11 protein-coding genes are annotated in these 15,565 nt (G+C 39.6%); 4 read left to right on the top strand and 7 right to left on the bottom strand.

Annotated features, from left to right (window positions below; genetic code table 11):
* From J655_RS13970 to sbnA, 5 genes are all read right to left on the bottom strand, one after another.
* The coding region (locus tag J655_RS13970; RefSeq protein WP_050675387.1) for an IucA/IucC family protein at nucleotides 1-3,436 on the bottom strand (3,436 nt) is incomplete at its 3' end.
* Entirely contained in the window at nucleotides 3,433-4,638 is a 1,206-nt protein-coding gene (locus J655_RS13975) for an MFS transporter (protein WP_032052528.1), read from the bottom strand. The genes J655_RS13970 and J655_RS13975, both read right to left, overlap by 4 nt.
* 3 nt (nucleotides 4,639-4,641) lie before the next feature.
* The gene (locus J655_RS13980) at nucleotides 4,642-6,282 is read right to left on the bottom strand and encodes an IucA/IucC family protein (protein ID WP_080612881.1); all 1,641 of its coding nucleotides are present in this window, start codon (nucleotides 6,280-6,282) and stop codon (nucleotides 4,642-4,644) included.
* 71 nt (nucleotides 6,283-6,353) lie between these two features.
* Entirely contained in the window at nucleotides 6,354-7,367 is a 1,014-nt protein-coding gene (gene sbnB, locus J655_RS13985) for a 2,3-diaminopropionate biosynthesis protein SbnB (protein WP_002115662.1), read from the bottom strand.
* A gap of 21 nt (nucleotides 7,368-7,388) precedes the next feature.
* Nucleotides 7,389-8,393, bottom strand: coding sequence for a 2,3-diaminopropionate biosynthesis protein SbnA (gene sbnA / locus J655_RS13990; protein ID WP_005068826.1), 1,005 nt, complete (start codon nucleotides 8,391-8,393; stop codon nucleotides 7,389-7,391).
* A 505-nt stretch (nucleotides 8,394-8,898) separates the two neighbouring features.
* Here sbnA and J655_RS24605 point away from each other — a divergent pair.
* On the top strand, nucleotides 8,899-9,015 hold the full coding sequence (locus tag J655_RS24605) for a hypothetical protein (protein ID WP_080612837.1): 117 nt from the start codon (nucleotides 8,899-8,901) through the stop codon (nucleotides 9,013-9,015).
* A 5-nt stretch (nucleotides 9,016-9,020) separates the two neighbouring features.
* Here J655_RS24605 and J655_RS13995 read toward each other — a convergent pair whose 3' ends face one another.
* Complete coding sequence (locus J655_RS13995) at nucleotides 9,021-10,043, bottom strand: ABC transporter substrate-binding protein (protein ID WP_017480940.1); 1,023 nt, start codon at nucleotides 10,041-10,043, stop codon at nucleotides 9,021-9,023.
* Nucleotides 10,044-10,634 carry an ANTAR domain-containing response regulator gene (locus tag J655_RS14000; protein ID WP_002115726.1) on the bottom strand — a complete coding sequence of 197 codons (591 nt, stop codon included), beginning with the start codon at nucleotides 10,632-10,634 and terminating at the stop codon, nucleotides 10,044-10,046.
* 456 nt (nucleotides 10,635-11,090) lie between these two features.
* On the opposite strand from J655_RS14000, the gene J655_RS0104470 reads away from it, so the two are divergent.
* From J655_RS0104470 to nirD, 3 genes are read left to right on the top strand one after another with little or no spacing between them, the layout of a single operon-like run.
* On the top strand, nucleotides 11,091-11,360 hold the full coding sequence (locus J655_RS0104470; RefSeq protein WP_306308256.1) for a hypothetical protein: 270 nt from the start codon (nucleotides 11,091-11,093) through the stop codon (nucleotides 11,358-11,360).
* An 11-nt stretch (nucleotides 11,361-11,371) separates the two neighbouring features.
* A complete protein-coding gene (nirB, locus tag J655_RS14005; protein WP_032052529.1) occupies nucleotides 11,372-13,918 on the top strand; it encodes a nitrite reductase large subunit NirB in 2,547 nt (848 codons plus the stop codon).
* Nucleotides 13,919-13,930: 12 nt separating this feature from the next.
* On the top strand, nucleotides 13,931-15,553 hold the full coding sequence (nirD, locus tag J655_RS14010) for a nitrite reductase small subunit NirD (RefSeq protein ID WP_032052530.1): 1,623 nt from the start codon (nucleotides 13,931-13,933) through the stop codon (nucleotides 15,551-15,553).
* Nucleotides 15,554-15,565 lie beyond the last annotated feature (12 nt).

Raw genomic sequence — 15,565 nt, forward strand, 5'->3', positions numbered from 1 at the left:
GTTGTTCAATATCGATGGTGTCATCTGTAAAGTTAAACAATTCATATCGCTCGGCAAACTCTGGGTGAGTTTCTTTATGCTGATTAATAATGGTTCTTAACATGGTCCAGAATTTCATTTCATCGAAGTCATAATGTTCATTTAAGAAAATTGCTAACTCGGCCAAATTTACAAACCAAAGTGCATCTTGAGTAAAGTCTCTTAACTCATTTGGAGAGTGGGTTTCCAAGAACGAGTTCGGGTTAATCTTGGCGTGCTCTTTTGGCGCATCTTGTAAGTTAGGTAAAAGGTTCGGCTCACGTAAAAGATGACGGCTAAAACGAATTCCATCATGGAAATCTTTCAAAGCCGCTTTAACGGGTAAGCCATTTTTATGAATCAGTACCATGTTTTGTGCATGTGACTCTAAAGCGAGGCCGTGACACCACAAAATATGCATGATTGGTAAATAAGCATTGGTGAGTAATTTTTCTAACCAGAACTCGATACCGTACTCTTGAATCCACTCATCAATCAGCGGTTTTTGGTCTGTATCGAGTTGCATTAGTCCTGTTACTGGCGTTGCCGATTCGCCTTCTTTTAAGTAGCTGTAAATACTTTCGCGCCAAATGCAAGCGAGTGCGCCGTATTGAACAGGTAGCGCAATTTGCTGGTTAACTGAAAGACCGCCAATCTCTCTTAAAATAACAGGCTTGCGCTGTTTTTCTAAAATATGGTCTTGCTCAACAATGTTATAAAGCCAGTCACTCATTTTCGCCGCATTTTGAACGGTATGCGGTGCCAATACACGAGAGGTAGAAGTATTGACCAAGTTCATTGCCAATTTAAGAGAAAGCGCCGAGATATCACTAATATTTGATAAGGTTCGAATCGACTGCTGCGGTAAATAAGTCGGTCCTTCAATATCTAACGGGATGATCAGTTGGTTGCTAATCGCATCTTGATAATATAATTCAATAATTTTATCCCACTGCCACGGGTGAATTGGGGTGAGGATATAATCTTTAAAATCTACATTTTGCTCTTTCAATTGATCAGTAATGGCTTTTAGATCTTTTTCTGAAAAAAGCTGTTTATAAAGCTGCTCTAGATTAATCGTTTCACTTAAAACCAGTTTGCATAAGCTGTTGTGAGTCGCCACCCATTGAACCGTAAAACCTTCAGAAAGCTCGGGTGCATATTTCTGGTTTTCTTTTAAATCGAAGCCGATACGAGACTTAAAACTTGGGTGATATAAATGTGCATTGGTAATTCGTGCTTCTTGTTCTAAATAAGGCAAGGTTCTTAAAGGTTGAGCAGGGGCTTGGCTTAAAGTTTGCGCATGTTTAACGTAAGTTAAATTGAGTTCATCATTAAAGTTTTGCCATTTAACTGGGTCAGCTTCAATAATATTTTTTAGATCGGCAAGTAATGTTTTTAAGTTAGGGTGAGTTTCAGTGCCTAAAGTAATATCAGAACGGACTAAACTTGAAGGATCTAACTTAATGCGTTTAAAACTGAAATGTCGTTTGGCCGCACAGGTATAAAAAATAGTATCGGAAATATAAAACTTGATCTGACCTTTAGAAAACTCGTATTTAAAAGTATTTTCAAAAATGAGTGCTTCTAATAATTGGCCCATCACGCGATTTTCCGCGAGGGTTTTATAATCGGTTTGTTGTGTTGGTTGAAGAGGGCAAAGTGCTTCTGCGCCGCGATATTTATAAATAGGGTTTTCAACTTCAATCCAGATAGGATTGCCACCACTGTGGTAGAGCGTATTTAACATATTTGCCTTAATTGGTAATGTGAGTGAATTAATTAATAAATCGCGATATTGCTGGCCTTTGGCGCTAAAATTTTCTTGCGTGAGCGTAAGGCGTGTGGCTTGCCAAAGCTCAGATTCTTCAATGGCCGTAACTCGTGCAATTGCACTGATGAGATGAGCAATGTGATTGATCACGAGGTAATATTTTAAAAAGATCCATGCATCTTTCTGCGAGAACCAAACGGTACTATCTTCAGAAATAGATGAGTCATCTTCTATCATTTCTGGAACAATGCTAATGCCTTCCATGTCTCGAAGAATAAGGCGATGTGGATAGCCGTTTTTAAATTCCATTAAACTATTTTGCATGTGCGCTTCTACGCTAATGCCTTTGTTTGCAAACAACTCAATTAATGGAATGAGTGAAACTTTAACGTACTGTTTCCACCAGAAAGTAATGAAGTCTTTCGCGTCTTTCGATTGTAGATTTTGGTTGGGTGCCGCTTGCTGAATAATGCTTAAAAGCGGGATTTCATGGTTTTCATTTTCTTCAACCAAGCCACCGAGCATTCTGGTATTTTCTAATGTCTCTGGCGTGAGTCCTGCTCTATAAAGAATACCAAATGAACTCTCAAGCTCTGGAATTTTGACTGTTTTTGCCTCTAACTCCGGCAGAAACACAAGGTCTGGATATTGCTCATTAATCTTTTGATTAATAATAATTTTGCTCGCATCAATCGCGCGTTCCATTTCATCCATTGGGTTATTACGAATGAAACTGGTAATTCGTACATCAATTGATAGCTTTAAGAATAGATTCGATTGAGGTAACCACACTGTACGAACGGATGAGGTCGGCCATACGGTTTGACCTAAAGCTCCCAGATAGATCACGTCTTGGCTATCTAAATATTTCTTCAAAGATGGATGTTGAAGTAAGAAATTAGCTTGCCAAGGGTGGGTTGGCATGAGCTCATAATTTGTGAATTTCTCTTGTAAACGTTCTTTTGCTGTTTCTAAAACTTCATCTTCAATACAGTGAGAAGACTGTTCTTCACTTACAAGCTTTTGGATTAAAGAAGAATGAATTGCAAAGTAATGAAGTTGGAAACTTGCGCCTAACTCAGGGCTATACTTTTTCATGTCTTCTTTAGAAAAACCTAAATTGGCTTTAGAGGTCACATGAAAAGGGTGACCATATAACATGCCTTGTTCCGTAGCCTGAAAACCACTTAACGCTTTAGTTACTGTTTGGGAAGGCCTATTTTCTAAAAAGAATTTTGTATTTTCGATACTATTGGCAATATCGGAGTACAGGTTCTTATTTTGGTTTTTATCTTTAAATAAACTATTCAACTCATCTGTAATCAGCTTCACTAATTTTTTTGGGTCGGTGAGCGAGTCAAATGTATTGTCGTTTAAATTTTGCAGAACAAAACCACGTTGATATCTATGATAACCAGTGGTGGATAGATGCTGAACTGCACCATAAACAATCGTGTTAGACGCATTAAACGTATAAGCAAAATACAGTGTGTCTGGTTGCTCCGCATATAGGGTGAATAAAGGAGAATCTTGAGCTGGGATAATGTACTTTTCAAGATTTACTTTGAGTTCACGAAAGAAAGTATTCAGGTACTGTTCGAAAAGTTTATAAGACCATGCATCGGTTGTAATAATTGAGTTCATTCTTGTGCCTCTTCTAAAATTGTATCCATTAAGAATCTGTTCAAAATCACCACTAATCCCGCACCGATAAAAAATAGTGAGGTGCAGATTAATGCAGCAGTAATATTGAAAAATGAGTAGGTGAGCGTGATCGTGATTGGGCCAATAAGTTGTCCTAAGACAAAGGCACTATTAGAAATACCAATCACTTTTCCTTGGCTTTGAGCGCCGGCTTTTAGAGAAATTGTGTGTAAGATCGAAGGAATAAGGGCTGCAAAGCAGAAGCCTTGTATGAGTCGTAATACAAGAATCAGCCAGAGATTAGAAACCCAGATCAATGCGAAAATCGTGATGCCGCAAATTAAGGATGCGTAAATGAAGTTATTAAAAGAGTCTCCTTTATCATCATTTCTTTTCCCCCAATAGGTTGCAGCAATAAAGGCTGCTCCCCATGAAAGCGCATGAATGGTTCCCGTTAAACTCGCAGCAGATAACGATGAGTGAGTGCTTTGGCTTATTTCACTAATGTATAAAACGAAGCAAGACACCAAACCAAAGCCGCCCGCTTGAACCAAAATGCCAGCGCTTAACCATGAAAAAATCGTTCTATCAAAGAAAGCTGGAAGCTTAGATTTCTCTTTGGTTTTTGTGGTTTCGATTTTAACGGGATTGGTTAATACAAATGACGCAATCACAATGAGTGTCATCACAACAAATGCTGTCGTGTTGAGTAATACTTCAACCCGCCATTGATCCATAAATATCCCGCCGAGCACGGGACCACATAGGCAAGCTAGCGCAACACTACTTTGTAGTTGCCCAAAAGCGGCACCACGTTGTTGTTCATTAGAAAGATATGAAATATAGGCATTTAAGATCACAGAAAGACCGCAAAAACCCAGTAAAATTCGCGCGAAAATAAACAGGTATAAATGCTGGGCGCTCGCCATGAGCAGTATTGAAATACAGAAACCAGCCAGAGAAAGTAACAAGGCTTTTTTATGGCCGAATGTGTCTGATAGGTGGCCAACAATTGGTGCTGTAAATAAGCTGCCAATAGCTGGAGCCGCGAGTGCCAAACCTGCCCAGATAGTGGGAGCACTCATATGTGCCGTCAGTTTTTCCATATAGAGCGGCATGATCGGAATAAGCACCATGAGCCCGAAAGTAGAAAAAAACTGACAGAGCAAAATAATGAAATGATCTAGGCGAGATGAGCGCATGATTTAGATATCCATGGTCTCATAGCTAGAAACAGATAAGCTCTGATAAGGGTTTGGCGTACTTCCGATTTTACTTGGCATACCTGTTGAGTCGCTTTCTTGCGCAAGTAGAGGAGTAAGTAGCTGTTTGAATGGCCAAGTCTTATTGTCAAAAAGATAAGTTTGAATTTGAGATTTTGTTTGTTCTGAAATAGATTGGGTTTCTACAAAATCTTGAATAATGTCTTGAACCATTTCCCAGAAATCGCTTTCTGTACGATCCGTATATTTCAAAGTAGCTAAAGCAATCGGGTAGAGGTTAATTTGAATCCCTAGGGTAATGAAGTAATTAAATAAGTCTTCATTTTTAGTAAAGATAAGATTGTTCGGTGTGCTGGTATCGATGGTATAAATCGGAGGGGTAAAACCACTTTCTTTAATGGCTGTGGTACATATTCTTAAGGTATCGTGGTCACGCAAAACAAAGCATTTCAACTTATTATTTTCATAACACACCATGGTGTTTTGACCGTGGCATTCAGGCATGATTCCTTTTGCCCAAAGCGTTAAGAATGTTTGAATAAAATGAACACTTAAGTCTTTTAGTAATGACCATTTGTCACCTTCAACGCCTAATGTTTCCCATGGGTCAACATAGGTACAGCTTAAAGCTGACATAGTGATTGGCGTGACATTTTTATCTTGGCAAAAGTCGGGTAAATGTCGGACTTGGCAACCGATTACACCTAAATTTTTTACAATCGGCTCTTGTTTACCCAGCACCCACCAGTGGGTTTCATTGCTCAAAAAGAGACGATTTTTTATTAGAGCAGTTTCATTAATGACGTCATTTAAAAAATCATAAGCCGTATGACCATTCATTAAATAACGGCCTGGCATAGAGCGGATTGCACCTAATGTTTTGGCGTTGGTCGAGAGTTTTAAGTGCAGAGTAGGGTTTGTGTTGTGAATAAGCGTTCTTAAAGAAGAAGTCGGTAAACCAATTGTGGTGACATGGTTTAGGTCAATACCGTCGTACTTATTTTCTTCAAACTTTAAATAGCGATGTTGCGTCTCTAACAAAGGCAGGGCTAAGTAATCATCTGAAAGCTGAGCCATTTTGTGAGCAATATGACTTTCCTCAACTTCTGATAACAGAAGCTCTTTATGAGGAATCGACTCCATATTGTTGATGACGTCATCCTTCTTAAATGCCCACCAATACACCTCAATTTCTTTTTGAGTTGTGAGTGGTGTAAGTTCACCTTTTGAGTGAGCGAATGGATGAAATGGACGGTCAGCTACCAGCGATAGCAATTCACTAGTAATCAAAGGTGAAGAAAATGAAAGGGCTGTCTGTAAAATTTGAGGAATTTTTTCAGCCGTTACTAAGTTATCTAGCCAATAATCAATCGCTTTTTGGTGGTGTGGAGATGGCCACCAAGATGCTTTGGTTAAATAGTTAAAAACTTCAGAAATAGAAATTTTAGAAGTTCTATTGCTCAAAAGGTTATGAAGCAAAACTTCGGGTTGGGTAACATAGAAAGGATTTACACCATCTACTTTTAAACAGCTGAAATAGAGTTCCAACTCATCATTGAGAGTAATTGCCATATAAGGCTTTTTATAGGAAATATAATCTTTAAAATCTCCATAATTCTCCATGTAGAGTGCATCTATCGTTTTTTGTAGTTGTGCTGTGTAAATCCGATCTAACATTTTAGTTATTCCTATTCTTATAAAAGCGGTAGAACCGTGCCAACGTTTTGTTCTTGTGCAGCATTGAAGAACCATTTAGCGCAGACAATATCGTCAATCGCCATGCCCATTGGGTTTAGCAAAATGATTTCATCTTCGTGTTCGCGGCCGTTTTTATGACCAATAATGATGTCGCCAAGTTCAGCATGTAGTTTTTCACGGCTGAATAAGCCATCTTCAACCAGTACATTGATGACTTTCTTTTCTCGGTTTGATTGGTCCCAGTCATCTACAATCACTTTGTCGACTTTTAAGAAGACTTCAGGCTCGATATCCATAATTGAAATATTTGAAACAAAGCAGCCTTTTTTAAGCCACTCAAACGGAATGTAAGGTTTATCTGAAACTGTGCAGGTAATGAGGACATCGGCTTGTTGAATCGCAGACTTAGCACTGTCATGAATTTCAATTTCTAGATTCGGATATTCTGATAAAAACAACGCTTTGAGTTTTTCAGCTGCTTCAGGGTTTACATCAAATAAATGGATTTTTTTCACTTGAGCATATTGTTCAAGCACAGTCTTAATCTGCATTTGAGCAATTGGTCCGCAGCCAATTACAGTAATGTCTGAAAAGTCTTTTTTTGCTAGATATTTAATTGAAACACCAGTAATTGCCGCAGTTCGCATGGCACTAATTAAGCTGCCTTCCATCACTGCAACTGGATAATTTGTTTCTGAGTCATTTAAAACAATCAGTGCGCTGGCACGCGGAATATTGAATTTTTTAGGGTTATGTTGTCTTGAACCAATCCATTTGATTCCGGCAATCGGGTCGTTGCCGCCTAAATAACAAGGCATTGCGATAATACGGTCGGCAATATGGTCTGCACCTTGCCAGCGAAGATAAGGTTTTAAAGGTTGAACAAACTGTTTATTTGCATGCAGGGTTAAACCTTCAGTAATTGCTTCAATAAATGAATTACTATGATTTGCGCCAAGATTTAATAAATCTGATTGACTTAAGTAGCGAAGGGTAGCCAAATTGCTCATGAATATTTCCTAAGGAGAAGGTTAAACAACATTTTGTAAAGTAAGGTTTTCTTGGCGTCGTAAGTTTCGATTGAAGTGACGCTTCTTGATCATTTCGAACCATTCATCTTCATAAACAAGATCGAGATAACGATCGCCACGATCGGGCAACAGTGTTAAGACGCACGATCCATCAGGAATGGTTGGAATCAGTTTTTTGATGGCTGAAATTGATGAGCCACTTGAACCGCCAGCAAAGATTCCTTCATGCTCAAGAAGTTCTCGGCAACCGAGTGCCGACTCATAGTCATCTACATAAATGACATCATCAATTTCATCGGGGGAGAGTAGCGGTGGGACAGTACTTGCACCAATGCCAGGAATTTCGCGTGGACCAGATGTGCCACCAAACAACACAGAGCCGACGATATCGACTGCGATCACTTTTAATTCTGGAAATCTTTCTTTAAGGCGACGAGATACGCCCATAATCGTGCCAGAGGTACTTGCCCCAATCACGAGGTAATCAATCTTGCGATCAATTTGATTTAGGATTTCTTCTGCTTCTCCAAAATAATGGCTTTTCCAGTTATTTGGGTTTGCATACTGATTAATCCAAACAGCATTTGGAAGCTGTTGGCAGAGTCGTTTTACAGTGTCAATTCTGGTTTTTAAATAACCGCCGTTTTGGTCTTTTTCAGAGACCATTTCGATATTAGCCTTGTAGAGCTTCAACATTTGTAAGTTTGCTGAGGCAATTTTCGGGTCAATAACGGCAGTAAATTTTAATCCATATATTTTGCAAGCCATTGCAAGCGCAATCGCTAAGTTCCCTGATGAGCTTTCAACAATATGACTATCTTTATTAATCACTCCAGATTTCAGGCCTTCCTGTAGCATGAATAATGCTGGACGGTCTTTAATACTTCCTCCTGGGTTTAACAATTCCATTTTCGCAATCACTGAGATCGATTGATGCGTGAATAGCCTTGATAATTGTAGTAGTGGCGTTTTACCTATGCAGTCGAGAATATTTTCATGGATCATGGTAGATCTTCTCAGGTTTTTATGTGGTGTGAATGATAATGATTATTAATTAAATTATTATTACCATTTGTGCCATGATTGTTGCGGTTTGTAACTCAGAAAGGCAGGGACTTAGAGGATTTTTCACTAATTTTTTTTGTCTAATTATTTGAATCGTAATATTTAAGTTTTACAAAAGGATTAATAAATAAATCTTTTTAAATATAATGACATAGGCAATAAATTACTTTATGGCTAAAAAAATTAATTTAATTAAGACAGATGCGAGAAATTATTTTGAAGAAATAAAATGAAATTTATGACCTCACCCGCGTAATTGATGCATCACTATTCTGTAGTGAGCATGGGTAGATTTAAGGCTTAAAGAAGAGAGGTATTTAAAGACTGACTTAAGATGCTTTGAATAATGAACTGAAATTGATCAAGTGGCAGTTATTGATATGAAAATGTCTGAAAATGATACGTTTAGATAGATATGATCATTTCCATAAGCGCTATATTTTCAATGGATCAGTTGAGCCTAGAAAATATAGGAATGCGTGTTTCGCATTTTGTCTTATGGGTCTTTCAAGCTGTCTTTGTCACAAAAGACAGCTTTTTTTTATGGCGATTTAATAAGTAGAAAAGTTATGAACGATAGTGTTGTTTAGCTTGTTCATAAGCCTCAAGATTAATGCATTGAGCACCCAAGCTTGTGATTTGTGCTTGGTCGAGTTGAAGTTCATCCCATTTTTGCATTTGCTCGAGCAGCCAATAAAAGTCTTCTACTTTTGGAAGTGCACTTTCTTTTACTAAATGACGGACAATATCCTGAATCATATAGTATTTGTCGACATGTACTTCTTCTGAACAATGGAAGCGCACAATTCCAAACTCGACTAATAATTTTAAAATTGGAGCAAAATCGTCTAACTCACTCAATTCTTGTTGGGCTTTCATAATTGCCGTGGTGAGTGCAACCAGTGTTTGTGGATGCTGTTCAGCCCATTCTTGAGTTACGGCTAAAACCTTATCAGCCACAGGTGGAATAATGTTTTGACTTGAGCAAATCATTTTACTTAAACCTAAAAGCTCTCCTTGAGTATTCCAAGGTTCTCCGACACAAAAACCATCAATCACATGTTTGTCTAATGCTTCGACCATATAAGGTGGCGGTAATGTTTTAAGCTGGATAGATTGTGCAAGTTCAGGGTTTGCTAAGGCGAGCCACTCTCTTAAACAATAATGATGAATAGAATGCTTAAATACATGAGCTAAAGAAATGGAGTGACCTTGTTCGAGATAATCTGCCACTTTTTGCGCTGTTACTTGAGCCGTATCATTTTTTTGAATTGCAAGTTGATGAGTAAGTTTTTGACTTAAGCTAATGAAAGCACGGTTTTCACTTAAAACGAGTGATGTTTGTAGTGGCGTGCCAATTTGATCTGTGCCGACAGCCGCTGCAGGTAACATTGCAGATAAGCAGTGCGCTGCATCTAATAACCCAAAAGCAAGACGGTCTCGAAGACTTGCCCATGATGCTTCTTTAACTAAAGTGACATCTAAACCCACCTCTTCAAAGAAGCCTCTTTGTTTTGCCCAAAGCAATGCAAGACAATCAAGCAAAGGAATATAGCCGAGTTGTAATTGAGTCTTTTCTAATGTGCTCATTTATTCATCCTTTAGTTGATTGTTGAGTAATTTTTGGGCATCAAGTAACCGCCGTGCCATTTCTCCAATCGTTATACGGTGACTCATGGCATTTTTTCTAAGAAGTTGGAAAGCTGTATCTTCAGGCAGCCCGTGGAGTTGCATGAGTAACACTTTGGCCTTTTCAACATCTTTACGGTCAGCCAATTTGGTTTGAGCCTCTTTTAAATCACCTTCGAGTTTTTTGTGCTTTTTATATTGCTCAATCGAGATTTCTAAAATGGTATGTAAACGGGCAGGGTCTATGCCATCTACGATATAAGCCGTTACTCCCGCATCGATGGCTTGTTTGATGGTGTCTTTATCTGAATTTTTAGTGAACAGGACAGTCGGTAGGTCATAGCTACTCACACAACTTTCAATAATGTCACGATGAGGATGATCCATATCGAGCAAGATCACATCTGCTTGTAAATGCTCGAGACGAAAAATATTTAAATGGTCCAAAGTAAGGCAAGCGACCACTTCAAAATCATTTTCAAGCAGACTTTTTCTTATATAGTCTGCTCGCGCATGATCATCATCAATAAGGGCTATTTTGAGTTTTGGCATAAGTTCAGAAAATCAGGCTAAGAAAATGCGCCAATTCGACGCGTTTTTTGTTATCAGGTTTTAAGCAAGATTAGTGCCATCCAAAACTAAACAAAAAATCCAGTTTAAGTGGCATTTCAGCGAGCTAAACAATGAATGTGGTCAGTCTTGGTGCAAAAATACGATTCATTTTGTGGCAAGACATATTTTTATCTTAAGCATTTAAGTGTAACGCGATGGGGCAAATAGAATAAGACATTATTTTTATAAGATAGCTGGCGAAATTATATCTATATGAAATTAAAAATAAAAAATTAATAAATTAAATTTACATAAGAATTGGCATGCAAAATGCTTACTTAATTACAGGTCGAAGACGACCATAAGTTTTAAAGACGGCCAACGATGTCCGTTCTGATCGAATTTGTGAGTGCAACTGTGCACACAAAGAATTTACGTTCAGTCGGAGTGAAGGCCATGTCTTTATTTTTATTGCATAAAAAAGTTACATCTGAATTATCTAATTTTTCAGTTCCAGCGATGCGAGCCTTCTCTATGAGGGGGCTCGCTTTTTTTATTTCTTTTTATGACTTTGCTGTGCACTGGGTGTCATTAACGAGTGGGAAAAATGGATTCCAAGCAGCTACATGCTTTGTGAGATTGATTCGCTTCTCGGTAGAACACAAGGCAAAAAAACAACGTCTATTTGAGAACGCAATAACGCAGCTTAAAAGCAACGTGATTTGAGGAGAAACACTATGAAATTGGTAATGATTGGTCATGGTATGGTGGGCCACAAATTCATCGAAGCCATTTTAGAAAAAGCAGATGATGAACTGGAAATCACGATTCTCGCGGAAGAACCTCGTATCGCGTATGACCGTGTACATTTGACAGAATATTTCTCTGGGAAATCAGCAAAAGATTTATCTTTAGCACGTTTTGACTTTGCTGATGCTCATGGCATTGACTTACGTCTAAATACCAAAGCAACTGCAATTGATACAGCAGCACAAACAGTCACAACCAATCATGGTGATGTCATCAGCTATGACAAATTGGTGTTGGCAACTGGTTCGTATGCATTCGTTCCACCAATTCCGGGTAATGACCGTGAAAACTGCTTTGTTTACCGTACGATTGAAGACTTAGACGCGATTCGTGCAGCGAGTCTTAATGCAAAAACAGGTGTAGTGATTGGTGGTGGTTTACTTGGACTTGAAGCTGCAAAGGCTTTACGTGATTTAGATTTAGAAACACATGTTGTTGAGTTTGCGCCACGTTTAATGGCAGTTCAAATTGATGATTTGGGCGGTAAAGTTTTACGCCGTAAAATTGAAGACCTTGGTGTAAAAGTTCATACACAAAAAGCGACACAATCTATCGAATGTGGCAACAGCACTACACATGTAATGAAATTTGCAGATGGTAGTGAGCTTGAAGCAGATGTCATTTTATTCTCTGCGGGGATCCGTCCACGTGATGAACTTGCGCGTAACAGTGGTCTGGCGATTGGTGAGCGTGGCGGTATCGTCATTAATGATTATTGCCAAACTTCAGATAACAATATTTATGCCATTGGTGAATGTGCGCTTTGGCAAAATAAAATTTATGGTTTGGTTGCACCGGGCTATGACATGGCGCGTATTGCAGCAAAACATATTTTAGATGAAGAATGTCATTGCTTCGCTGGTGCAGACATGAGCACCAAGTTGAAGTTGATGGGTGTGGACGTTGCCTCTGTAGGTGATGCTCATGCCATGACTCCGGGTGCATTAAGCTACTTCTATGCAGATGAGCATGCATTAGTTTATAAAAAGATCGTTGTAAATGCAGATAAAACCAAATTGCTGGGCGCAGTTTTGGTGGGCGATGCCAAAGAATACAATGACCTTTTACAAATGATGTTAAACGGTCTGGCTTTACCTGAAGTTCCTGAAAGCTTGATTATGCCCGGCTTTGAACAATCAGCAGGTAAGTCTGGTGGTAGCGGTGTAGATTTACTTCCAGACAGCGCGACCATTTGTTCGTGTAACAACGTATCAAAAGCAGACATCTGCCAAGCAATTAGCGATGGTTCGACCTCTTTAGGTGCATTAAAGAAATGCACCAAAGCAGCAACAGCATGTGGTGGCTGTGCACCATTAGTGACACAAGTGTTGAAGTCAGAGTTGCAACGTCAAGGTGTGACTGTAAATAACCACATTTGCGAACACTTCCCGTACTCGCGTCAAGAGTTGTATCACTTGGTTCGTGTCAATGAAATTAAGACATTCGATGATTTGATTCATCAACATGGTCATGGTTTAGGTTGTGATATCTGTAAACCTGCTGCCGCAAATATTTTGGCATCTTGCTGGAACGATTTCGTACTTGAGCCAAGTCATGCAGGCTTACAAGACAGTAATGACTACTATTTGGGTAACATCCAAAAAGACGGTTCTTACTCGGTTGTACCGCGTATGGCAGGTGGTGAGGTGACTCCAGATGGTTTAATCGCGATTGGTCAAATTGCGAAGAAATATAACCTGTACACCAAAATTACTGGCGGTCAACGCGTTGACATGTTTGGTGCGCAAATTCACGAGCTTCCATTCATTTGGGAAGAGCTGAATGCTGCGGGCTTCGAGTCTGGTCATGCCTATGGTAAGTCGTTACGTACAGTGAAATCTTGTGTGGGTAGCACTTGGTGCCGTTATGGGGTAGATAACTCGGTTGGTTTAGCGATTGAACTTGAAAACCGTTACAAAGGTTTGCGTTCACCGCATAAATTGAAAATGGCAGTGTCTGGCTGTACTCGTGAGTGTGCGGAAGCGCAAGGTAAAGACGTGGGGATTATCGCGACCGAAAAAGGGTGGAACCTTTATGTCTGTGGTAACGGTGGTATGAAACCACGTCATGCAGAGTTACTTGCATCTGACCTTGATAAAGCAACGCTCATCCGTTACATCGACCGTTTCTATATGTTCTACATTCAAACCGCAGACCGCTTACAACGTACCAGTGTATGGCGCGACAACATGGAAGGCGGCTTAGATTACCTTAAATCTGTAGTGGTGGATGATTCACTTGGTTTGGCTGCCGAGCTTGAACGCCGTATGGAACACATCATTGGCACATATCAAGACGAATGGCGTACTGCGGTGGAAAATCCTGAAGTTCGCAAACGCTTCCAAACGTATATCAACGCAGGAGCAAATGAACAGGCCGATCCACACATTCAATTTACAACTGAACGTGGTCAAATTCGTCCATTAACCGAAGCTGAACGTTCAGAAGACCGTATTCCAATGGTTGAAGCATAAAGGAGAGTTTCTATGAATATTGTACAAGACAAAAATATGCTTCCTGATGATCAATGGATTGACGTTTGTGCACTCGATGATTTAACCCCAAACACTGGTGCGGGTGCACTAGTGGGTGGCCAAGCGGTAGCAATTTTTCGTGTAGGACATGAAAAACGTGTTTACGTGCTGAGTAATAAAGATCCGTTTAGCCAAGCGAATGTGATGAGCCGTGGGATTATTGGTGATTTACAAGGCGAACGCGTCGTTGCATCTCCAATCTATAAACAACATTTCAGTTTAGCTACGGGCCGTTGTTTAGAAGATAAAGACCAAAAATTGGCAGTTTATCCGAGCAAAATTGTTGATGGCCGTGTCTGGGTCAACGCGGTGCCGCAAAAAACTTATATTACTAATACAGGTGTATCACAAGACAAACTTAGACTGGTGCTGATCGGGAATGGTTTGGCAGGGATGCGTTGTCTGGAAGATTTACTTGATATGGCGCCAGATCGTTATGAAGTTACGGTGATTGGTGAAGAACCATGGGGGAACTATAACCGTATTATGTTGTCTCCGGTTTTATCGGGTGAAAAAACCATTGAAGACATTATGTTGCATCCACCAAAGTGGTATGACGATAAAGGCATTAAATTTATTGCCGGTGATAAAGCCGTAAAAATTGATCGCCCACGTAAAGTGGTTTACACCGAAAAAGGTCGGACAGTTGATTATGATCGTTTGATTCTGGCAACAGGCTCGGCACCATTTATTCCACCAGTTCAAGGTGTTGACTTAAAGGGCGTGTTAACTTTCCGCGATATTTATGACGTCAACACCATGATTGAATACTGCGATTCAAAAAACAATGCAGTCGTGATTGGTGGCGGTTTACTCGGTTTAGAAGCGGCGTATGGTTTAAAACAACGCGGTATGAATGTCACAGTTCTACATTTGATGGACCGTATTATGGAACGTCAACTTGATGGGCGTGCAAGCCAGTTACTTCGTCATAGTATTGAGCAAAAAGGCATTCAAATCATTACCGAAGCCAATACCGAAGCGTTAATTGGTGATGAAAATGGGCATGTGAAGCAAATTCGATTGAAAGATGGCACAGTTTTAGACGCAGACCTCGTGGTATTTGCTGTGGGCATTCGTCCAAATATTGCTTTGGCACAAAGTGCTGGTTTACGTTGTAATCGTGGTGTATTGGTGAATGACACCATGCAAACATTTGACCCAAGTATTTACGCGGTGGGTGAGTGTATTGAACACCGTGGTCAAACTTTTGGTTTGGTTGAACCACTATGGGGGCAAGCTTTTATTTGCGCGACCCATTTAGCAGAGCACGGCAGCTTAACTTTTAAAGCACCAACTGTGCCGACTCAGTTAAAAGTCAGTGGTGTCGATGTATTCTCGGCTGGTAATTTTGAGCCGAAAAATGATTATGAAGATATTATCCTGAACGATGAAAAACGCCAGATTTATAAGCGTATTATCATTCAAAGCGATCGGGTAATCGGTGCAGTACTGTTTGGTGATACTGAAGATGGCATGTGGTATGCAGAGTTAATTGCAGACCAAACCCCTGTTTCTTCATTTAGAAATAAACTGCTATTTGGTCGAGATTTTGCATTAAAAAATGCAGGCTAAATAGGGAAAGGA

This window comes from Acinetobacter sp. 1294243 (genome assembly GCF_000588015.1).
In the GTDB taxonomy this organism is placed as follows: Bacteria; Pseudomonadota; Gammaproteobacteria; order Pseudomonadales; family Moraxellaceae; genus Acinetobacter; species Acinetobacter pittii.